This is a genomic window from Streptomyces sp. NPDC088707 (genome assembly GCF_044752725.1).
GTDB lineage: Bacteria > Actinomycetota > Actinomycetes > Streptomycetales > Streptomycetaceae > Streptomyces.
Genome location: NZ_JBIVLV010000005.1, coordinates 100895 through 119800, shown reverse-complemented (window position 1 = coordinate 119800; position 18906 = coordinate 100895). Strand labels below are relative to the sequence as shown.

Below are 18906 nucleotides of genomic sequence, written 5' to 3'. Positions count from 1 at the left end.
ACGACCACTTCCCGCAATTCGTTAGGAGCAACTGAAACCATGTCGGTTTCCGTAACCCTGCCGGCGCTCGGCGAGAGCGTCACCGAGGGCACCGTCACCCGCTGGCTCAAGGCCGAGGGTGAGCGTGTCGAGGCCGACGAGCCGCTGCTCGAGGTCTCGACCGACAAGGTCGACACCGAGATCCCCGCCCCCGCCTCGGGCATCCTGGCCTCCATCAAGGTCGCCGAGGACGAGACGGTCGAGGTCGGCGCCGAGCTGGCCATCATCGACGACGGCACGGGCGCCCCGGCCGCTGCCCCCGCTCCGGCCGCCGAGCCCGCCGAGGCCCCGGCCACGGAGGCCCCGGCCGCCGAGGCTCCGGCCGCCGAGGCTCCGGCCCCCGCCGCCGAGGCCCCCGCTGCCGAGGCCCCCGCCGCCCCGGCCGGCGGTGCCACCGGCACCGACGTCGTGCTGCCCGCGCTCGGCGAGTCCGTCACCGAGGGCACCGTGACCCGCTGGCTGAAGTCGGTCGGCGAGACCGTCGAGGCCGACGAGCCGCTGCTCGAGGTCTCCACGGACAAGGTCGACACCGAGATCCCCGCCCCGGCCTCCGGCGTTCTCCTGGAGATCGTCGTCGCCGAGGACGAGACCGCCGAGGTCGGCGCCAAGCTCGCCGTCATCGGTGCCGCGGGTGCGGCTCCGGCCGCCGCCCCGGCTCCGGCCGCCCCGGCCCCCGCCGCCGCTCCGGCTCCCGCCGCCCCGGCGCCCGCCGCCGCTCCGGCCCCGGCCCCGGCCCCGGCCGCTCCGGCTCCGGCCCCCGCGCCGGCGGCTCCGGCCGCCCCGGCCGCGGCTCCCGCGCCGGTCGCCCAGACCCCGTCGATCGCCCCCGCGGTCGTCACCCCGGTCCCGGCGGCCGCTCCGGCCGCGCCCTCGGAGGACGGCGCGTACGTGACTCCGCTGGTCCGCAAGCTCGCCACCGAGAACGGTGTCGACCTCGCGGCCGTCAAGGGTTCGGGTGTCGGCGGCCGTATCCGCAAGCAGGACGTCCTCGCGGCCGCCGAGGCCAAGAAGGCCGCCGCCGCCCCCGCCGCGGCTGCTCCGGCCGCCGCCGCCAAGGCTCCGGCCCTGGAGGTCTCCCCGCTGCGCGGTCAGACCGTCAAGATGACCCGCATGCGCAAGGTCATCGGCGACAACATGATGAAGGCGCTGCACGGCCAGGCCCAGCTGACCTCGGTCGTCGAGGTCGACATCACCAAGCTGATGAAGCTGCGCACCCGCGCCAAGGACGCCTTCGCCGCCCGTGAGGGCGTCAAGCTCTCCCCGATGCCGTTCTTCGTGAAGGCCGCGGCCCAGGCGCTGAAGGCCCACCCGGTCATCAACGCCCGGATCAACGAGGACGAGGGCACGATCACCTACTTCGACACCGAGAACATCGGTATCGCGGTGGACTCCGAGAAGGGTCTGATGACCCCGGTCATCAAGGGTGCGGGCGACCTCAACATCGCCGGCATCTCGAAGAAGACCGCGGAGCTGGCCGGCGCCGTGCGCGCCAGCAAGATCACCCCGGACGACCTGGCCGGTGCGACCTTCACCATCTCCAACACCGGTTCGCGCGGCGCGCTCTTCGACACGATCATCGTGCCCCCGAACCAGGTCGCCATCCTGGGCATCGGCGCCACCGTGCGCCGTCCGGTCGTCATCAACCACCCGGACCTGGGTGAGACGATCGCGATCCGCGACATGACGTACGTCGCGCTGTCCTACGACCACCGTCTGGTGGACGGCGCCGACGCCGCCCGCTACCTGACCTCGGTCAAGGCGATCCTGGAGGCCGGCGAGTTCGAGGTCGACCTCGGCCTGTAGGCCGTACGCCGAAAGGCATACGCCGAGGCAACGTAACGAGCCTCACCTGCGGCGCCCCCGTCCGGAAGTGTTTCCGGACGGGGGCGCCGCCGTATTGTCTTGAGAGTCAACACTCCCCGAGGAGCCGCTTCATGACCGTCCCCGTCGTCCACTCGCTGCGCGAGCAGATCCGCGAGCACATCGTGGAGGGGATCGTCAGCGGCCGCTGGAAGCCGGGCGAGCGGATCGTGGAGCGCCGGATCGCGACCGAGCTCGAGGTCAGCCAGACGCCCGTGCGCGAGGCGCTGCGCGAGCTGGAGTCGCTGCGGCTGATCGAGTCGGCGCCGAACAAGGGCGTCCGCGTCCGCAACCTGACCGCGGCCGACCTGGAGGAGAGCTACCCCGTACGGGCCGGTCTGGAGCAGATCGCGGCCGAGCTGGCGGCCGGCCGGCTCGCGGCCGACTGCTCGGCCCTGGAGCCCCACGTGGCGGCCCTGTACGAGGCGGACGCGACCTCCGACGGCACGGCCCAGGTGCGGCACACGGTGGCCTTCCACCGGGAGCTGGTGAAGGCCGCGGGGAACGCCGTCCTGCTGCACACCTGGGAGACCCTCGGCATCGAGGTCTTCACTGCCCTGTCGATCCGCTGGCTCGGCACCGTCCAGAAGTCGTACGCGGAGGAGCACCAGGAGCTGGTGGAGGCCTTCCGGCGGGGCGATCCGAACATCGGCGCGCTGGTGAAGGCGCATGTGCTGGGCTGCGCGCCGCGCGCCTGACCCCCCTTCTCTCGTCACGGACAGTGAGCGGGCCTGCCTTCCGGTGGGCCCGCTCATTCGTGCGCGCTTCTCCCTGGTGAGCGGCCTCTCCCTGCTCTCACCTGCGAAAACAAGGCACCGGGTGCCCCCTTTCGCGGCACCCTGTGCCGACTTTCTCGATCTGAAGAGGTTTTCACCTTCAACCCTTTGATCGATCATCGATCGCCGGTTTACAGTCTTCGGCGGGCCGCTACCCGGCCCTTCGCCCTGTCCTGCCAGACAAGGCACCCCTTCTCCACCCCCACCTGTCCGGAAGGCGGCGATCATGACCGATCCCGTAGGCAAGATTCCGAGCGAGCTCGACCAGCTCCCGGACCGTGACACCGAGGAGACCGCCGAGTGGGCGGCCTCCCTGGACGCCGTCACCAAGGCCGCCGGCCCCCACCGGGCCGCCTACCTGATGCGCCGCACGCTCCAGCACGCCGAGGGCGCGGGCCTCGCCCTGCCCAAGCTGCTGGAGACGGACTACGTCAACACCATCCCGACCTCCGCCGAGCCGACGGGCGCCGACTTCGACGGCGACGAGGCCATGGAGCGCCGGATCACCGCCTGGAACCGCTGGAACGCGGCCGCGATGGTCACCCGCGGCTCGAAGTACGGCGTCGGCGGTCACATCGCCACGTTCGCGTCGGCCGCCTGGCTGTACGAGACCGGCTTCAACCACTTCTTCAAGGGCAAGGAAGCCGACGGTTCCGGCGACCAGCTCTACATCCAGGGCCACGCGGCGCCCGGCATCTACGCCCGCGCGTTCCTGGACGGGCGCCTGAACGAGGCCCACCTCGACCACTTCCGGCAGGAGTCCGGCGGCAACGGTCTGCCCTCCTACCCGCACCCGCGCCGCCTGCCCTGGCTGTGGGAGTTCCCGACCGTCTCCATGGGTCTGGGCCCGCTCTCCGCGATCTACCAGGCGCGCTTCAACCGCTACCTGACCAACCGCGCCATCAAGGACGTCTCCGCCTCGCACGTGTGGGCGTTCCTCGGTGACGGCGAGATGGACGAGCCCGAGTCGACCGCGGCCCTCGCCCTGGCCGCCCGCGAGGGTCTGGACAACCTGACCTTCGTCATCAACTGCAACCTGCAGCGCCTCGACGGCCCGGTCCGCGCCAACTTCAAGATCGTGCAGGAGCTGGAGGCCCAGTTCCGCGGCGCCGGCTGGAACGTCGTGAAGTCGCTGTGGGGCAACGCCTGGGACGAGCTGTTCGCGCTCGACACCACCGGCGCCCTCGTCCGCCGCCTCCGCGAGGTGCCGGACGCGCAGGTCCAGACGTACCAGACCCGCGACGCCGCCTACATCCGCCAGGACTTCTTCGGCAAGGACCCGGCGCTCGTCGCGATGGCGCAGCTGCTGAGCGACGACAAGATCCTGGAGTGCTTCCACCTCTCGCGCGGTGGCCACGAGCCGCGCAAGGTGTACGCCGCGTACAAGGCCGCCGTGGAGTTCAAGGGCGCGCCGACGGTCATCCTCGCGCAGACCGTCAAGGGCTTCACCCTCGGTGAGGGCTTCGCGTCGAAGAACGCGAACCACCAGATGAAGAAGCTCTCGAACGACGAGTTCAAGAACATGCGTGACCTTCTTGAACTGCCCATCTCGGACGCGCAGTTCGCCGACGGCCAGGTGCCGTACGGCCACCCCGGCGCCGACTCCCCCGAGGTCCGCTACCTGCAGGAGCGCCGCGCGGCGCTCGGCGGTCCGGCCCCGGCCCGTCGTACCCACGCGATCGCCCCGCTGCCGGCCCCGGCCGAGAAGGCCTTCACGGCCTTCGACAAGGGCTCCGGCGCGCAGTCGATGGCGACCACGATGGCCTTCGTCCGCCTGGTCAAGGACCTCATCCGCGACAAGGAGACCGGCAAGCGCTGGGTCCCGATCGTCCCGGACGAGGCCCGTACCTTCGGTATGGAGTCGCTGTTCCCGTCGCTCGGCATCTACTCGCCGAAGGGCCAGACGTACGAGCCGGTCGACCGCGACCAGCTGATGTACTACAAGGAGGCCGTCAACGGCCAGATCCTCAACGAGGGGATCACCGAGGCCGGTTCGATGGCCGACTTCATCGCCGCTTCCACCGCGTACTCCACGCACGGCGAGGCGATGATCCCGTTCTACATCTTCTACTCGATGTTCGGCTGGCAGCGGACCGCCGACCAGATGTGGCAGCTCGGCGACCAGCTCGGCCGCGGCTTCCTCGTCGGCGCCACCGCGGGCCGTACGACCCTGACCGGTGAGGGCCTGCAGCACGCCGACGGCCACTCGCCGGTGATCGCGGCGACCAACCCGGCGGCGCTGACGTACGACCCGGCGTTCGCCTACGAGGTCGCGGCCATCGTCAAGGAGGGTCTGCGCCGGATGTACGGCGAGGCCGCCGAGGGCGAGGACCAGAACGTCTTCTACTACCTCACCGTCTACAACGAGCCGATGCCGCAGCCCGCCAAGCCGGCCGGCGTCGACGAGGGCATCGTCAAGGGCCTCTACCGCTTCAACACGGCGGAGTCCGCGGGCCTCGACCTCCCGGCGAACGCCTCGCGCATCCAGCTCCTCTCCTCGGGTACGGCCATCCACTGGGCCCTTGAGGCGCAGAAGCTGCTCGCCGCCGAGTGGGGCGTGGGCGCCGACGTGTGGTCCGCGACCTCCTGGACGGAGCTGCGGCGCGACGCGCTGGAGGCCGACGCGGCGCTGCTGCGCGGCGAGGAGCAGGTGCCGTACATCCGCCGGGCCCTGGAGGGCGTCGAGTCCCCGGTCCTCGCGGTCTCCGACTACATGCGCCAGGTCCCCGACCAGATCGCGCAGTGGGTCGAGCAGGACTGGTCCTCGCTCGGTGCCGACGGCTTCGGCCTCTCGGACACCCGTGACGCGGCCCGCCGCCACTTCGGCGTCGACGCCCAGTCGATCGTCGTCGCGGCCCTCGCGCAGCTCGCCCGCCGCGGCGAGGTCCCGGCCTCGGCCGTGAAGGAGGCGCGCGAGCGCTACGGCCTGTAGGCCCTGCCCGGTCGCCGGTGCGGGCGCGCATGATGGGTTCATGCGCGCCGCCCGGCTGATCAAGATGGTCCTTCTCCTCCAGTCCCGTCCCTCGATGACGGCGGCCGAACTCGCCGCCGAGCTGGAGGTGTCGGAGCGCACCATCACCCGCGATGCCCTCGCCCTCTCGGAGGCGGGGGTTCCGGTGTATGCGGACCGGGGCAGGGCCGGCGGGTACCGGCTCGTCGGCGGCTACCGCACCCGGCTCACGGGCCTGGCGCGGGGCGAGGCCGAGGCGCTGTTCCTGTCCGGGCTGCCGGGCGCGCTGCGGGACATGGGCCTGGAGGACGCGGCCTCGGCGGCCCGGCTGAAGGTGTCCGCGGCGCTGCTGCCGTCGCTGCGGAACGCCCCGGACTCGGTGGCGCAGCGCTTTCTGCTCGACGCGCCCGGCTGGTACCAGGAGCCGGAGACCCCGGATCTGCTGGCGCCGATCGCCGAGGCGGTCTGGGACGACCGGATGGTCTCGGCCCGCTACCGGCGCGGCGACCGTGAGGTGGAGCGTGAGCTCGCCCCGTACGGCCTCGTCCTGAAGGCGGGCGTCTGGTACCTGTGCGCGCGGTCCGGTACGGCGTTCCGCACCTACCGGGTGGACCGCTTCGCCTCCGTCGCCCTCGCCGTGGAGCACTTCGAGCGGGACGAGGCCTTCGACCTGTCCGCCTTCTGGGCCGAGCGCGCGGCGGAGTTCGCCCGGTCGATCCTGCGCGCCGAGATCGTCGTACGGCTCACGGAGACGGGCGCCCGCCGGCTGCCGTACGTGACGGACCGCGCGGCGGCCGAGGAGGCCCTCGCGGCGGCGGTCGCCGAGGACGGCGGGCTCCGGGTGGTCCTCCCGGTGGAGAGCGAGGAGGTCGCGTTCTCCCAGCTGCTCACGCTCGGCCCGGAGGCCGAGGTGCTCGCCCCGGCCTCCCTGCGCGAGCGCTTCGGGGCGGCCGCCCGCGCGATGGCCTCGCGGTACGCGTGAGGGTCAGCGGTAGTCGTTCACGTCCGGGCTGCCCTTCTCGTCGGCGAGCATGAAGCCCCAGGCGTCCGGCCGTGAGCCGTCCGCGTCGGTGAAGCCGTACTCCCCCGCGAGCTGACCGCTCGACAGCGACCGGCCGTTCCAGCGGTGCCGCTCGGGGTCGGCGGCGAGCGCGGCGATCGCCCTGCCCACGTACACCGGGGACTCGGCGATCGCGAAGCCGGGGATCTTCTCGACGGCGTCGCGCCAGTTCTCCTCGGTGACGCCGAACGCGGTGAGCATCTGCTCGGACCTGAGCCAGCCGGGGGTGACCGAGACCGCCGTGCCGCCGTACTCCTCGAGTTCCTTCCCGAGGCCGAAGGCCATCCGGATGGGGGCGTTCTTGGCGAGGTCGTAGAAGAGGTTCTCGCGGTAGCGGGTGCCGTTGTACTCGGAGGTGCCGTCGGTGACCTCGACGACGAGGCCACCCCGGTTCCGGATGAGCAGCGGGATCGCCGTGTGCGAGGTGATGGCGTGCGTCCGCACCCCGAGTTCCAGCATCCGCAGCCCGCCGGCGAGGTCGTTCTCCCAGGTCTTCCCGCCGAAGACGACGAGGTGCTCGCCGCCCCAGACGTCGTTCACGAGGACGTCGAGCCGCCCGTGCTCCCGGTCGATCCGGTCGACCAGCGCCTTCACCTGGTCGACCTCCAGGTGGTCGGTGGGGACGGCGATGCCCTCGCCGCCGGCGGCCGTCACCAGTTCGGCGGTCTCCTCGATGGTCTCGGTGGCCCGGCCGACCTCGCTGAGCTTCTCGCGGGTGGTCCGCCCCGTGACGTACACCGTCGCCCCGGCCGCGCCGAGCTGGACGGCGATGCCGCGTCCGGCGCCCCGGGTGGCCCCGGCGACCAGGCAGATCCGTCCGCGCAGGCTGTTCGTCTGGTTCGTCTCGTTCGTCTCCGTCGTCATGCGCACCAGACTCGCAGGGAAGTACGACATCTTCTGTCTGGATTCATTTCGGGCTTTCCGGGTGCGTCGCACCTCCCGAACCAGGATGCTGGTCCCGTGATGGACGAGACGGAGTTCTGGGAGATCATCGACGCCAGCCGCGAGGCCGCCGAGGGCGACCCCGAGGAACAGGCCGACCTGCTCGTGGAACGGCTGACCCGGCTGGACCCCGACTCCGTGCTCGACTACGCACGCCATTTCGAGGCCCGCTACAACCGCGCGTACCTCTGGGATCTGTGGGGAGCGGCGGCGGTGCTCTTCGACGGCGCCGGCGACGAGACCTTCGACTCGTTCCGCTGCTGGCTCATCGGCCAGGGCCGTGAGGTGTACGAGGGCGCGGTGCACGATCCCGACGCGCTCGCGGAGCTGCTCGGCGACTTCGACGTGGAGATCGACGGGGACGGCGAGGAGATCGGCTTCGCGGCGGACGAGGCGTACGAGCAGCTGACCGGCGCGGAGACCCCGGACCTGGGCATTCCGATGCCGGGCGGGGAGCCGCTGGGAGCCCCGTTCGACCTGGAGGACGACAAGGTCCTCCGGGCCCGCTTCCCGCGGCTGTGGGAGCGCTTCGGGTCGGTGTAGCGACGATCCGGGGCCCCGGGCCGCGGGCCGCGGCCAGGCGCACTGCCCACGGGGTGCCGGGCGTCAGAAGTGCGTGCCGCCGTCGATGCGGACCTCGGTGCCGGTGATGAACTTCCCGTCCTCGGACGCCAGCATCGCGACGACGCCCGCGACGGTCTCGGGGCCCGCGAAACCCTGGCCGAGGGCCGGGGCGAGCTTCCCGAAGAGGGACCAGTCGGCGTCCTCGGGGATGCCGGGGCCGACGCTCTGGCGGCTGGCGCCGGTGCCGTCGGTCATGCCGGAGGAGATGGAGCCGGGCTGGACCGCGGTGAAGCGGATGCCCTGCTTGGCGTACTCGGCGGCGAGCGCGTGGGTCATGGACTGGATGCCGCCCTTGCTGGCCGCGTAGGCCGCCATGTAGGGGTGCGCGAACGTCGCGGAGGTGGAGGAGAAGTTCACGACGGCGGCGCCGTCGCCCTCCAGGAGCGCGGGGATCGACTCGCGGATCACCAGGAACGTGCCGGTGAGGTTGATCCGTATCACCTGCTCGAAGGAGTCGAGGCTCGTCTCACGGGTGTGCGAGGAGCGCAGGATGCCGGCCGCGTTGACCAGGACGTCCAGGCCGCCGAGCGCCTCGACGGCGGCGGCGACACCGGCGCGCACGGAGGCCTCGTCGGCGACGTCCAGGACGACGGTGGTGAGGCGGTCGGCGGCGTCGCCGGCCTTGGCGGCGGTGTCCTCGAGGCCGTCCTCGCTGATGTCGGCGGCGACGACCCGGCCGCCCTCGGCGAGCACGCGCAGGACGGTGGCCTGGCCGATGCCGGAGCCACCGCCGGTGATGAGGGCGCGGCGTCCTACGTAACGGGTCAGCTGGTTCATGGCGGCGACCTCTCGATGTCGAGCTTCCGGGGATCCTGCTTCCGGGACGTCAGAGGTTCCCGGGGATGCCGCCACCGTACGCCCACGTGGCACGTTTTGCCACAGCTGCACGACGTGCACCGTCGGCAGTCGCGGGCGTACGCTTCGTACGGTGAGCACCAAGCCCGAGGGCGCCACGCCCCCCACCCGGACGCTGACGGAGCGCCGCAAGGCCGCGACCCAGCTGGACATCGCGCGCGCCGCCGCCGAGCTCTTCACCGAGCACGGCCCCGACGGCACCACGGCCGAGGACATCGCCCTGCGGGCCGGGGTCGCGCTGCGCACCTTCTACCGGTACTTCCGCTCCAAGCAGGACGCCGTCGCCCCGCTCCTCGCGGGCGGCGGCGACCGCTGGCGCGAACTCCTCGCCGCGACGGCCACCGCCGGCGCGGGGGGCGCCTCGGGGCCGGGCGCGGGGCTGCCCGAGGCCCTGGAGCGCTCGATCGCCGCCTCACTGACCCCGGTGGACCCGGCGGCCGAGGAAGGACTGCGCTGGACGCGCGGGCTCCTGCGCGCGGCCGCCGAGGACCCGGCGCTGCGGGCCGTCTGGTACCGGGTCAACCAGGAGTCTGAGGAGCGGCTGCGCGAGGTCGTCGCCGGCCTCGCGGGGCCGGGTGCGGACCCGCTGGAGGTACGGCTCGCGGCGGCGGCGGCCACGGACGCGATCCGGATCGCCCTGGAGAGCTGGGCGGAGACGGACGCGCCGGTGCGCGGCGAGGGCGCCCCGGCGGAGCTCGCGGTCCGGTGCCTGCGCGAACTGATGGGCGGGATGCGGCTGCTGAACCCGGACGTCAGCGAGGGGTCAGCGACCGGCCCATGAGGACGTCGTCCACGTACTCCCCGGCCAGGAACAGCTCCCCCGGCAGCACACCCTCCACCGTGAAGCCCTCGGAGGCGTAGAGCGCGCGGGCCGGGGCGTTGTGGCCGAGCACCCGCAGTGTCATGCGGACGGCGCCGTCCGCCCGGGCCTTGTCCATCGCGGCCCGCAGCAGCGCCCGCGCCACGCCGCGCCCCCGCGCGGCCTCGGCGACCACGAGGCCCTGGACCTGCCGCACATGGGCGGTGGCCGCGAGCCGGGTCGGCGGCACCACCCGGATGTAGCCGACGATCACGCCCCCACGCACCGCGAGGAGGTAGTCCCCGGGCAGGTGGCGCTCGTCGAAGAAGGGCTCGTACGGCGGGACCGGGGCGGGCAGCACCGCGTGCAGGGTCGACCAGGCGGCCCGGTCGAGCTCGGCGAGGGCGGCGTCGTCCGCGCGTTCGGCGGTACGTATCAGCGTCTCCGGCACGATCATGACCGCCACTGTGCCACGCGCCCGCCCGGGAGGGCAGGATGGTGCCCATGCAGCGTTCCACCACTCGCAAGCGCGTCGCCGTCACCGGCGCCTCCGGGCTCATCGGCTCCGCCCTCGTCCGCTCCCTGCGCGCCGACGGCCACGACGTCGTCCGGCTCGTCCGCCGGCCCGCCCTGACCGCCGACGAGGTCGAGTGGGACCCGAAGCGGCTGTACGTGGACGCCGCCGGGCTCGTCGGCGTGGACTCCGTCGTGCACCTGGCGGGCGCCGGGGTCGGCGAGCGCCGCTGGAACGACGCGTACAAGCAGGAGATCCGCGACAGCCGCGTCCTCGGCACGACGGCGATCTCCCAGGCCCTCGCCTCCCTCGCGGAGCCGCCCGAGAGCCTGGTGTGCGGCACGGCGCTCGGCTGGTACGGGGACACCGGCAGCCGCGCGGTCGACGAGAGCGCCCCGGCGGGCACGGGCTTCCTGCCCGAGGTCTGCGTGGAGTGGGAGGCCGCCGCGGCCCCCGCCGAGGAGGCCGGCATCCGGGTCACCTACGCCCGTACGGGCCTGGTGGTGGCGCGCGAGGGAGGGGCGTGGGGACGGCTGTTCCCGGTCTTCCGGGCCGGACTCGGCGGACGGATGGGAGACGGCCGCCAGTACTGGTCGTTCATCTCCCTCCACGACGAGGTGGCCGCCCTGCGCCACCTCGTCGACACCCCGGCGCTCTCGGGCCCGGTGAACCTGACCGCCCCCGACCCCGTCACCAACCGCGAGGTGACGGCGGCGATGGGCCGGGTGCTGCACCGGCCGACGCTCTTCACCGTGCCCGCGGCCGCCCTGAAGGTGGTGCTCGGGGACTTCGCCCAGGACGTGCTGGGCAGTCAGCGGGTCCTCCCGGGGCGGCTGTTGGAGACCGGATTCGACTTCGCGTTCCCGACGATCGACGACTCGATCAGGGCCGCCGCGCGCTGAACTCGGCACCGCTCCCCCGCCTTCGCTCCCCCTCCGTGCTCCCCCGTGCCACACGCACCCCGGTGCGCGCGGCTGGCACCCGTGGGAGCGCTGCCTAGGCTCGACGAGAACGGCGAACTCGGGCATTCCGGAGGCTCGTTGGGGGCATAGGCCTCCCACCGGCCGCGCCGACCTGGGGAGGGGCACGTGCTCAACAGCGCAGACAGCGCAAGGACCGCACAGCGTACGAACGTCGACAGCGACGTCCATGTCGACCTCGGCACCGCGCACACCGTCGACGTCGTCATCGTGGGAGCCGGGGCCGCGGGACTCGCCGCGGCCCGCCGGCTGACCGACGCCGGGCTCTCCGTGATCGTCCTGGAGGCGGAACCCCGCATCGGGGGCCGGATGGCGACCGAAGCCGTCGACGGCTTCCTGCTCGACCGGGTGGGACCGCTGCTCACCCTGTCGCACGAGGAACTCCGGGCCGTCCCGGGGCTCGACGGCCTGGTGCTGCGGCCGTTCGCCCCGGGGGTGCTCGTGCACAGCGACGGCCGGTACGCGCGGTGGGGCGCCCCGCACCCTCGCCGGACGGCCGGCGCGCCCCGGAGCGCGGGGCACCGAAGCGTGGGGGGAGCGTTCAGCGTGGCGCGCGCCCTCGCGAGCGCCCCCCGGCATCCGGCCGCCTCGCTCGACCAGGCGCGGCTCGGGGCCTCCCTCGTCCGGCTCGCGGCGACCCCGACGCAGCGGATCCTGGCCCGCCCCGAGCGGACCGCGCGCGAGGCGCTCACCTCGCGGCTGCCCGCCAGGACCGTCCAGGGCGTACTGCGGCCGCTGCTCGCGGCGCTCCTCGGCGACCCGGACCTCGGCATGTCGAGCCGCCGCGCGGATCTGGCGCTGCGCTCCTTCGCCCGGGGCCGGCTCGCGGTGCCCGAGGGCGGGGCGGCGGCGCTCCCGGAGCGGCTCGCGGCGGCGCTTCCGCCGGGCACGGTACGGACGGGGGTCCGGGTCACGGAGGCGTCGGTCTCGCGGGTGACGACGGCGGAGCACGGGGTGTTCCGGTGCCGGTCGGTCGTCCTCGCGACGGGGGCGCGGACGGCCGCCGAGCTGCTGCCCGGTCTGCGCCGGCCGGCCTTCCACCCCGTGACGGTGCTGCACCACACGGCGCCGGTGGCGCCGACGGCCGACCCGACGCTGCTCCTGGAGGCGGACCCGGGCGGGCCGGTGGCCCACACGGCGGTGATGAGCGCGGTGGACCCGGGGCGGGCGCCGGAGGGCCGGACGCTGATCACCTCGACGGTGCTCGGGACGCCGCCGGACGACACGGAACGGCGGGTCCGCAAGCACCTCGCGACGCTGTACGGGACGTCGACGGACGAGTGGGAGCTGCTGGCCCTGCGTCACACGCCGGACGCGGTCCCGTCGATGCCCCCACCGCACGACGCGCACCGCTCGGTCCGCCTGCTCGCGGGCCTGTACGTCTGCGGCGACCACCGCGCGACGAGCACCCCGCAGGGGGCCCTGATCTCGGGCCACCGGGCGGCGACGTCCTTGTTGAGGGACTTGGGGCTGCGGCGGGGGGTGGACGAGGGGGCTGAGGAGGCGGCGTAGGCCCCAGCGCCCGCGTCGTGGGCGACCGCTCCTCCCCCCGGACGGAGTCCGGGGGGAGGGTGGCACGACGGAACGGCGCCCTTGCCGGGCCCAGGCTTCCGCGCCTGGACCCGCACCCCTTGTGCACCGTGCTCGGGGCGCGGGTCCAGGCGCAAGGGCGGAGGCCGCGGGCGCAGCCCGCGCGGCGGCCCGGGGTGCTGGGGGTCAGACGGTGGCCCCAAGGGCCCGGGGTGCTGGTGGTCAGCCGATGGCGGCTACTCGGTCTCGGTAGGTGCGGGCCGCCGCCGCGTCCCGGTACGGCTCCAGGCGGCGCTCGAAGTCGCGTACGTACTCCACCGCCCTCGCCGACCGCATCTCCGAGGCCTGCTGGGCCGCCTCCGCCCCCAGCGCGCACGCCTGGTCCAGTTCCCCCAGGGCCAGCCGCGACGTCGCCAGGACCACCCGGCAGAAGAGGCGGCTGCGGGCGAAGCCGGGGGCCCGGAGCTGCAGGGCGCGTTCCGCGTGCTGCGCGGCCGGCCGGTACTGCTGGAGGTCGCGGTGGCAGTGCCCGAGTTCGTCGGCGAGCTGGGCCTCGTCGAACATCCGGGCCCAGTACGGCACCTCGTCGCCCGGCCGCGCCGCCTCGAGGGCCCGCTCGGCCCGTACGAGCGAGGCGCTGCAGGCCCGTGCCTCGCCGAGCACCGCGTGCCCCCGCGCCTCGACCGCGTGCAGCATCGCCTGGACGACCGGCGGCGCGGCCGGTCCGACGCCCTGCTGGGCGACCCGGGCCAGCTGGACGGCCTCCCGTCCGTGGCCGAGGTAGACGGCCTGGCAGCTCATGGTGAGCAGTACGTACGAGCCGTAGGCCCGGTCCCCGGCGGCCTGGGCGAGCCGCAGCGCCTGGACGAAGTAGCGCTGGGCGAGGCCGTGCGCGGCGATGTCGTACGAGGTCCAGCCGGCGAGCCGGGTGAGGTCGGCGGCCGCGGCGAAGAGGCGGCGACCGACGGACTCGCCGTACGTGCCGCGCAGCATCGGCTCGGCCTCGTGCTCCAGGTAGCGGACGAGGGCCTGCCGGGCGTGCCCGCCGCCGTAGGCGTGGTCGAGCGTGCGGAAGAGCTCGCCGACCGAGCGCAGGGCCGCGATGTCCCCGCTGGTGACCCGCTGGCCGGGCCCCCGGTCCGTGCCGCGCTGCCGGGGCACGGAGAAGCGCCCCTGGGGCGGCACCCTGGGGTCGTGCGCGAGCCGCGGGTCGTGGGCCGGGCGCGGGTCGTGCCCCAGGCGGGCCTCGCCCGTGACCGCGGCTGTGACGGCCGGGGCGCCGGACGAGGCCCGCGGGCCCTGCGGCGCGTCCCCCCGCGCCACCCGGTCGTCCGCACGGCCGATCAGCCAGTCGCGGCTGGGCACGACCAGGCCCGCCGGGGTGAAGGCGATCTTGCGGAGTTCGGCGTGGCTGCCGGAGTCCTTCCGCCAGAGCCCGCTGACGATGTCGACCGCCTCTTCGGGGGTCGCCGCGAACTCCAGGCCCGCGTAGACCGGGGCGCAGGCGTCGAGGCCGAGGTCCTGGGCGGAGAGCCGGCGGCCGAGGCGACGGGTGAAGACCTCGGCGATCAGCGCGGGCGTGGTGCCGCGCGGCTGCTGGCCGCGGAGCCAGCGGGTCACCGAGGTCTTGTCGTACCGCAGGTCGAGTCCGTGTTCCAGACCGAGCTGGTCCACCCGTCTCGCCAGGCCCGCATGGGAGAACCCGGCTTCGGCGATGAGCGCGGCGAGCTGGCGGTTCGGGATGCGCTGCGGTGGTCGTTCCGTCATCAGCTGTGCGGTCTCCTGCCTTCCGGGTCCCGGCGGCAGCCCCGTCGGACCCTCATGGAACGGCGTGAATTTAGCGGTACTCACGGCCTGTACCGCCACCTTCGCCCCACATTCATCCGATCGTGTGAGGATTGACGGCATGGCTGACGTAGGTGCTCCCAGCCACCTGCCGGAGGATGTCCCGCCCACTCCGCGGCACGCGGTCCCCGAACACCTGCCGGAGGGCCGTCCCCGGCACCGCCGTACAGTGGCATGGGCGCGAATGACGCATGGTGCCGCACCGGCCCGGGATGATCCCCGGAGTCCGGCCCCCGGCACCCAGGAGGAGGCATGGCCGTGAGTGAGCTGCGATTCGTCCGCCTTGGGTTCGGCGGGGAAGCCGTCGACTACCAGGTGGCCTGGGACAGGCAGCGCGAAGTGCACGCCGCGCGGTTCGCCGACGAGATCGACGACACCTGTCTGCTCCTCGAGCACTCGCCGGTCTACACGGCCGGCCGGCGTACGGCGGAGAGCGAGCGCCCGCTCGACGGGACGCCCGTGGTGGACGTCGACCGCGGCGGCAAGATCACCTGGCACGGCCCCGGTCAGCTCGTCGGCTACCCGATCATGAAGCTGCCCCGCCCGGTGGACGTCGTCGCGCACGTGCGCCGGCTGGAGGAGGCGCTGATCCTCACCGCCGCCGAGTTCGGCGTGGCGACCACGCGGATCGAGGGCCGCAGCGGCGTCTGGGTCCTCGGCGACCCGGTCGAGCAGCGCCCGGCGATCGGCGGGCTCTCCCTCGACTTCGACCCGCGGCTGACCGACGACGAGTTCGACCCGCGCCTGAACGGCCCCGAGTACGCCCCGTCCAACGCCGGCCAGCGCCGCGAGGACCGGAAGCTCGCCGCCATCGGCATCCGGGTCGCCAAGGGCGTCACGATGCACGGTTTCGCGCTGAACGTGAACCCGGACAACGCCTGGTTCGACCGGATCATCCCGTGCGGCATCCGCGACGCGGGCGTGACCTCGCTCGCCAACGAGCTGGGCCGGGACCTCACCATCGAGGAGGTGCTCCCGGTCGTGGAGAAGCACCTGCGGAACGTCCTGGAGAACGCGGAGCTGAAGCCGCGGGAGATCGAGCGCCCGGTGGAGACGGCCTCGGCCTGAGGAGTGCCCGCAGGAATGCAGGGCGCTGGCCAGAGGTTGGCCAGAGGTAGTAAGGCATGGGAAGCAACGGCGTACCCTGGTGTGCGCCGAAGAATCGAAGCTACAGGAGCCGATGTGTCCGCAGTCGCACCCGACGGACGCAAGATGCTGCGCCTGGAGGTCCGGAACGCCCAGACCCCCATCGAGCGCAAGCCCGAGTGGATCAAGACGCGGGCGAAGATGGGGCCCGAGTACACGAAGATGCAGAGCCTCGTGAAGAGCGAGGGGCTGCACACGGTCTGCCAGGAGGCGGGCTGTCCCAACATCTTCGAGTGCTGGGAGGACCGCGAGGCGACCTTCCTCATCGGCGGTGACCAGTGCACCCGGCGCTGCGACTTCTGCCAGATCGACACGGGCAAGCCCGAGGCGCTGGACCGGGACGAGCCGCGCCGCGTGGGCGAGTCCGTCGTCACGATGGACCTGAACTACGCCACCATCACCGGCGTCGCGCGCGACGACCTGGAGGACGGCGGCGCCTGGCTGTACGCGGAGACCGTGCGCCAGATCCACCAGCAGACCGCCGAGCGCGCCGACGGCCGCACCAAGGTCGAGCTGCTCGCGCCCGACTTCAACGCCGTGCCGGAACTCCTGGCCGAGGTCTTCGCCTCCCGCCCCGAGGTCTTCGCGCACAACGTGGAGACCGTGCCGCGGATCTTCAAGCGGATCCGTCCGGGATTCCGTTACGAGCGTTCGCTCGACGTCATCACGCAGGCCCGTGACTACGGTCTGGTCACGAAGTCGAACCTGATCCTCGGCATGGGCGAGACCCGTGAGGAGATCAGCGAGGCGCTTCAGCAGCTGCACGACGCGGGGTGCGAGCTGATCACGATCACGCAGTACCTGCGTCCCTCCGTCCGGCACCACCCCGTCGAGCGCTGGGTGAAGCCGCAGGAGTTCGTGGAGCTCAAGGAGGAGGCCGACGAGATCGGCTTCTCCGGTGTCATGTCGGGCCCGCTGGTCCGTTCGTCGTACCGCGCGGGGCGCCTCTTCCAGCAGGCGATCGAGAAGCGCGGCGCGGTGGACAACGCCACGCAGGCTGTGTGAATCGGAGCACAAGCGGTTACCGGTCGGTAATGGCCGGATCGGACGCGGCCCGTACGGCCCCGCAGCTCAGCGGGGATGTGCGGGCCGCGTCGACGTCCGCCGTGCCCTCCACATGGCCGCATCAACGTTTCATCAGTGTTTGACCAGCGGGTCACGCCCTGGTAACACCAGTCTGTGAGCGTGGTTTCACTCACCGCCACGACGCGCTCACATCCCCGCCGTACCCCCCGCCTCGTCTCACCCGCAATCGAGGGAGGACCCCGACATGCCGGCCGCATCGACGCACGTCCGCGTCACCGCGATCCCGTCCGTCACCGACGCCCTGAAGGCCGTGGAGGCACTGCTCCTCGGCGCCGGGCAGCGCACCGCCCGGCGCAACGCCTGGAACTCCGTCCTGGAGGACCGGCGCCGCGCCAAGGACCGGGTCGAGGCCCAGCACGTGATGGAGGTCGCGTCGGGCCGGACTTCCCGGGCCACGTAAACTTCAGGACATGGCGAGGAAGGCAAACACGGGCAGCGCTGACGCTGCGAACCAGGGGCGGCTCAAGCAGATCGCCCTCACGTACAAGATGACCCGAAAGGCTGACCCCAAGGTCGGGCTTGTCGTCGCAGGCGTGGGCATCGTCGTACTCGGTGTCCTCCTCGCGATCGGCTTCCTGATCGGTCACCCGGTCTACCTGGGCATCCTGGGCTTCGTCCTGGCGCTCCTGGCGGCGGCCATCGTGTTCGGACGGCGTGCCGAGCGCGCGGCCTTCGGACAGATGGAGGGCCAGCCGGGCGCTGCCGCGGCGGTGCTCCAGAACGTCGGGCGAGGCTGGACGACGACCCCCGCGGTCGCGATGAACCGCAGCCAGGACGTCGTGCACCGGGCGGTCGGCCGGGCCGGCATCGTGCTGGTGGCCGAGGGCAACCCGAACCGGTTGAAGCCTCTGCTCGCGGCCGAGAAGAAGCGCATGAACCGCGTCGTGGTGGACGTGCCGGTGACCGACATCATCGTCGGCGACGGCGAGGGCCAGGTGCCGCTCAAGAAGGTCCGTACGACCATGCTCAAGCTGCCTCGGGTGCTCACCGGCCCGCAGGTGACGGTGGCCAACGACCGGCTGCGGGCGATGGGTGACCTGATGAGCAACATGCCGCTGCCGAAGGGTCCGATGCCGAAGGGCATGCGGATGCCGCGGGGCGGAAAGACGCGCTGACGCGCCCGACCGGAGGCGATGCCTCCAGAACTGCTGCATGAGGAGGGCCCCGGACCGTGTGACGGTCCGGGGCCCTCCTCATGGGGTTCTCCGGGTGACGGGGCTCCCGGGCGTGCTCTCGGGCGGGCTCCCGGGCGTCAGATGCGGACCTGTACGGCGCCGGAGAGGCGGTCGTGGAGGCCGCGGCCGTCGCGGTCCCAGATGAGGGCCGGGATCGCCAGGCAGACGAGCAGGGAGCGGAGCGCGACGCGCGGGAGGCCGAGGCGGCCGCCGTTCACGGAGACGACCCCGAGGCCGAAGAGGCGCTTGCCGGGAGTCGAGCCGATGGTGCCGACGGTCAGCACGCTCAGGACGAGCAGGATGACGAGGGCCCAGTTGCCGGTGGCCTGGTTGTAGCCGTCGGTGATCAGGCCGTATGCGATCAGCGTGCAGAGGGCCCAGTCGACGGCGAGGGCGCCGAGGCGCCGCCCGGGGCGGGCGATCGAACCGGGGCCCTCCTCGGGCAGCCCCAGCTGCTGACCGCGGTAGCCGAAGTCGACGCCGGCGTCCTCGGCCGCCGCGCGGGGGCCGGAGAGCCAAGATCCGAGTGCTTGCCTGTTGTCCACCCGACCACGGTACTGCGCCCGTTTTTGATCACTTCGGCCCGGGTAGGCGAAGGGTCCCGACCGGCGCGGCGGCACCCACCTCGGTTAACTTCGACGAAACAAATGGGTCATGCTTGAGAAATCCCGTCTGCCTATGGTCGGGTCCAGCGTGTGCCACCGCACTGGCCGCACGAACCAGCT

Annotated in this window: 17 protein-coding genes; 12 read left to right on the top strand and 5 right to left on the bottom strand. The window is 72.9% G+C overall.

Translation table 11 applies throughout. From position 1 onward, the window contains the following. Nucleotides 1-39: 39 nt before the first annotated feature. The 4 genes from sucB to ACIP84_RS17005 all read left to right on the top strand — a co-directional run bounded on the left by sucB (nucleotide 40) and on the right by ACIP84_RS17005 (nucleotide 6607). Nucleotides 40-1842, top strand: a complete 1803-nt coding sequence (sucB, locus tag ACIP84_RS17020; RefSeq protein WP_401798434.1) for a 2-oxoglutarate dehydrogenase, E2 component, dihydrolipoamide succinyltransferase — start codon at nucleotides 40-42, stop codon at nucleotides 1840-1842. Nucleotides 1843-1973: 131 nt separating this feature from the next. Next, nucleotides 1974-2597, top strand: coding sequence for a GntR family transcriptional regulator (locus tag ACIP84_RS17015; protein WP_030314321.1), 624 nt, complete (start codon nucleotides 1974-1976; stop codon nucleotides 2595-2597). 304 nt (nucleotides 2598-2901) lie between these two features. Then, nucleotides 2902-5607 carry a pyruvate dehydrogenase (acetyl-transferring), homodimeric type gene (gene aceE, locus ACIP84_RS17010; RefSeq protein WP_355964720.1) on the top strand — a complete coding sequence of 902 codons (2706 nt, stop codon included), beginning with the start codon at nucleotides 2902-2904 and terminating at the stop codon, nucleotides 5605-5607. Nucleotides 5608-5647: 40 nt separating this feature from the next. Beyond that, entirely contained in the window at nucleotides 5648-6607 is a 960-nt protein-coding gene (locus ACIP84_RS17005; protein ID WP_401798433.1) for a helix-turn-helix transcriptional regulator, read from the top strand. A gap of 3 nt (nucleotides 6608-6610) precedes the next feature. Here the strand turns inward: ACIP84_RS17005 and ACIP84_RS17000 are convergent, their stop codons facing one another. Beyond that, complete coding sequence (locus ACIP84_RS17000) at nucleotides 6611-7549, bottom strand: SDR family oxidoreductase (protein ID WP_355964718.1); 939 nt, start codon at nucleotides 7547-7549, stop codon at nucleotides 6611-6613. Between the two features lie 99 nt (nucleotides 7550-7648). Here ACIP84_RS17000 and ACIP84_RS16995 point away from each other — a divergent pair, with 99 nt between their 5' ends. After that, nucleotides 7649-8170 (top strand): DUF4240 domain-containing protein, encoded by a 522-nt coding sequence (locus tag ACIP84_RS16995; RefSeq protein WP_355964727.1) that lies wholly within the window; start codon nucleotides 7649-7651, stop codon nucleotides 8168-8170. A 63-nt stretch (nucleotides 8171-8233) separates the two neighbouring features. Here the strand turns inward: ACIP84_RS16995 and ACIP84_RS16990 are convergent, their stop codons facing one another. Continuing rightward, nucleotides 8234-9028 (bottom strand): SDR family NAD(P)-dependent oxidoreductase, encoded by a 795-nt coding sequence (locus tag ACIP84_RS16990; RefSeq protein WP_401798432.1) that lies wholly within the window; start codon nucleotides 9026-9028, stop codon nucleotides 8234-8236. 151 nt (nucleotides 9029-9179) lie between these two features. On the opposite strand from ACIP84_RS16990, the gene ACIP84_RS16985 reads away from it, so the two are divergent. Continuing rightward, entirely contained in the window at nucleotides 9180-9887 is a 708-nt protein-coding gene (locus ACIP84_RS16985) for a TetR/AcrR family transcriptional regulator (protein ID WP_401798431.1), read from the top strand. Here ACIP84_RS16985 and ACIP84_RS16980 read toward each other — a convergent pair. After that, a complete protein-coding gene (locus ACIP84_RS16980; protein ID WP_401798430.1) occupies nucleotides 9859-10362 on the bottom strand; it encodes a GNAT family N-acetyltransferase in 504 nt (167 codons plus the stop codon). The two genes, ACIP84_RS16985 and ACIP84_RS16980, sit on opposite strands and share 29 nt — an antisense overlap. A gap of 38 nt (nucleotides 10363-10400) precedes the next feature. On the opposite strand from ACIP84_RS16980, the gene ACIP84_RS16975 reads away from it, so the two are divergent. Together ACIP84_RS16975 and ACIP84_RS16970 are read left to right on the top strand one after the other, a co-directional pair. Continuing rightward, complete coding sequence (locus ACIP84_RS16975) at nucleotides 10401-11321, top strand: TIGR01777 family oxidoreductase (RefSeq protein WP_401798429.1); 921 nt, start codon at nucleotides 10401-10403, stop codon at nucleotides 11319-11321. Between the two features lie 186 nt (nucleotides 11322-11507). Next, entirely contained in the window at nucleotides 11508-12911 is a 1404-nt protein-coding gene (locus ACIP84_RS16970; protein WP_401798428.1) for an NAD(P)/FAD-dependent oxidoreductase, read from the top strand. Nucleotides 12912-13151: 240 nt separating this feature from the next. On the opposite strand, the gene ACIP84_RS16965 is transcribed toward ACIP84_RS16970, so the two are convergent. Next, entirely contained in the window at nucleotides 13152-14696 is a 1545-nt protein-coding gene (locus ACIP84_RS16965) for a regulator (protein WP_401798427.1), read from the bottom strand. 336 nt (nucleotides 14697-15032) lie between these two features. Between ACIP84_RS16965 and lipB the strand changes: the two genes are divergently transcribed. The 4 genes from lipB (at nucleotide 15033) to ACIP84_RS16945 (ending at nucleotide 18121) form a co-directional block, all read left to right on the top strand. Further along, nucleotides 15033-15842: a lipoyl(octanoyl) transferase LipB gene (gene lipB, locus ACIP84_RS16960; RefSeq protein WP_401798426.1), complete on the top strand. Its 810-nt coding sequence runs from the start codon at nucleotides 15033-15035 to the stop codon at nucleotides 15840-15842. Between the two features lie 114 nt (nucleotides 15843-15956). Further along, nucleotides 15957-16925, top strand: coding sequence for a lipoyl synthase (gene lipA, locus ACIP84_RS16955; protein ID WP_209494434.1), 969 nt, complete (start codon nucleotides 15957-15959; stop codon nucleotides 16923-16925). 265 nt (nucleotides 16926-17190) lie between these two features. After that, the gene (locus ACIP84_RS16950) at nucleotides 17191-17406 is read left to right on the top strand and encodes a hypothetical protein (protein WP_030208220.1); all 216 of its coding nucleotides are present in this window, start codon (nucleotides 17191-17193) and stop codon (nucleotides 17404-17406) included. A 10-nt stretch (nucleotides 17407-17416) separates the two neighbouring features. Next, nucleotides 17417-18121 carry a DUF4191 domain-containing protein gene (locus tag ACIP84_RS16945; RefSeq protein ID WP_355964710.1) on the top strand — a complete coding sequence of 235 codons (705 nt, stop codon included), beginning with the start codon at nucleotides 17417-17419 and terminating at the stop codon, nucleotides 18119-18121. Nucleotides 18122-18258: 137 nt separating this feature from the next. On the opposite strand, the gene ACIP84_RS16940 is transcribed toward ACIP84_RS16945, so the two are convergent. Beyond that, on the bottom strand, nucleotides 18259-18726 hold the full coding sequence (locus tag ACIP84_RS16940) for an RDD family protein (RefSeq protein WP_266965265.1): 468 nt from the start codon (nucleotides 18724-18726) through the stop codon (nucleotides 18259-18261). Nucleotides 18727-18906 lie beyond the last annotated feature (180 nt).

What these genes read in the sequence shown, in the direction of transcription:
- sucB (WP_401798434.1), top strand. Translation starts at nt 40, where the DNA reads ATGTCGGTTTCCGTAACCCTGCCGGCGCTCGGCGAGAGCGTCACCGAG.
- ACIP84_RS17015 (WP_030314321.1), top strand. Translation starts at nt 1,974, where the DNA reads ATGACCGTCCCCGTCGTCCACTCGCTGCGCGAGCAGATCCGCGAGCAC.
- aceE (WP_355964720.1), top strand. Translation starts at nt 2,902, where the DNA reads ATGACCGATCCCGTAGGCAAGATTCCGAGCGAGCTCGACCAGCTCCCG.
- ACIP84_RS17005 (WP_401798433.1), top strand. Translation starts at nt 5,648, where the DNA reads ATGCGCGCCGCCCGGCTGATCAAGATGGTCCTTCTCCTCCAGTCCCGT.
- ACIP84_RS17000 (WP_355964718.1), bottom strand. Translation starts at nt 7,549, where the DNA reads ATGACGACGGAGACGAACGAGACGAACCAGACGAACAGCCTGCGCGGA.
- ACIP84_RS16995 (WP_355964727.1), top strand. Translation starts at nt 7,649, where the DNA reads ATGGACGAGACGGAGTTCTGGGAGATCATCGACGCCAGCCGCGAGGCC.
- ACIP84_RS16990 (WP_401798432.1), bottom strand. Translation starts at nt 9,028, where the DNA reads ATGAACCAGCTGACCCGTTACGTAGGACGCCGCGCCCTCATCACCGGC.
- ACIP84_RS16980 (WP_401798430.1), bottom strand. Translation starts at nt 10,362, where the DNA reads ATGATCGTGCCGGAGACGCTGATACGTACCGCCGAACGCGCGGACGAC.
- ACIP84_RS16975 (WP_401798429.1), top strand. Translation starts at nt 10,401, where the DNA reads ATGGTGCCCATGCAGCGTTCCACCACTCGCAAGCGCGTCGCCGTCACC.
- ACIP84_RS16965 (WP_401798427.1), bottom strand. Translation starts at nt 14,696, where the DNA reads ATGACGGAACGACCACCGCAGCGCATCCCGAACCGCCAGCTCGCCGCG.
- ACIP84_RS16950 (WP_030208220.1), top strand. Translation starts at nt 17,191, where the DNA reads ATGCCGGCCGCATCGACGCACGTCCGCGTCACCGCGATCCCGTCCGTC.
- ACIP84_RS16945 (WP_355964710.1), top strand. Translation starts at nt 17,417, where the DNA reads ATGGCGAGGAAGGCAAACACGGGCAGCGCTGACGCTGCGAACCAGGGG.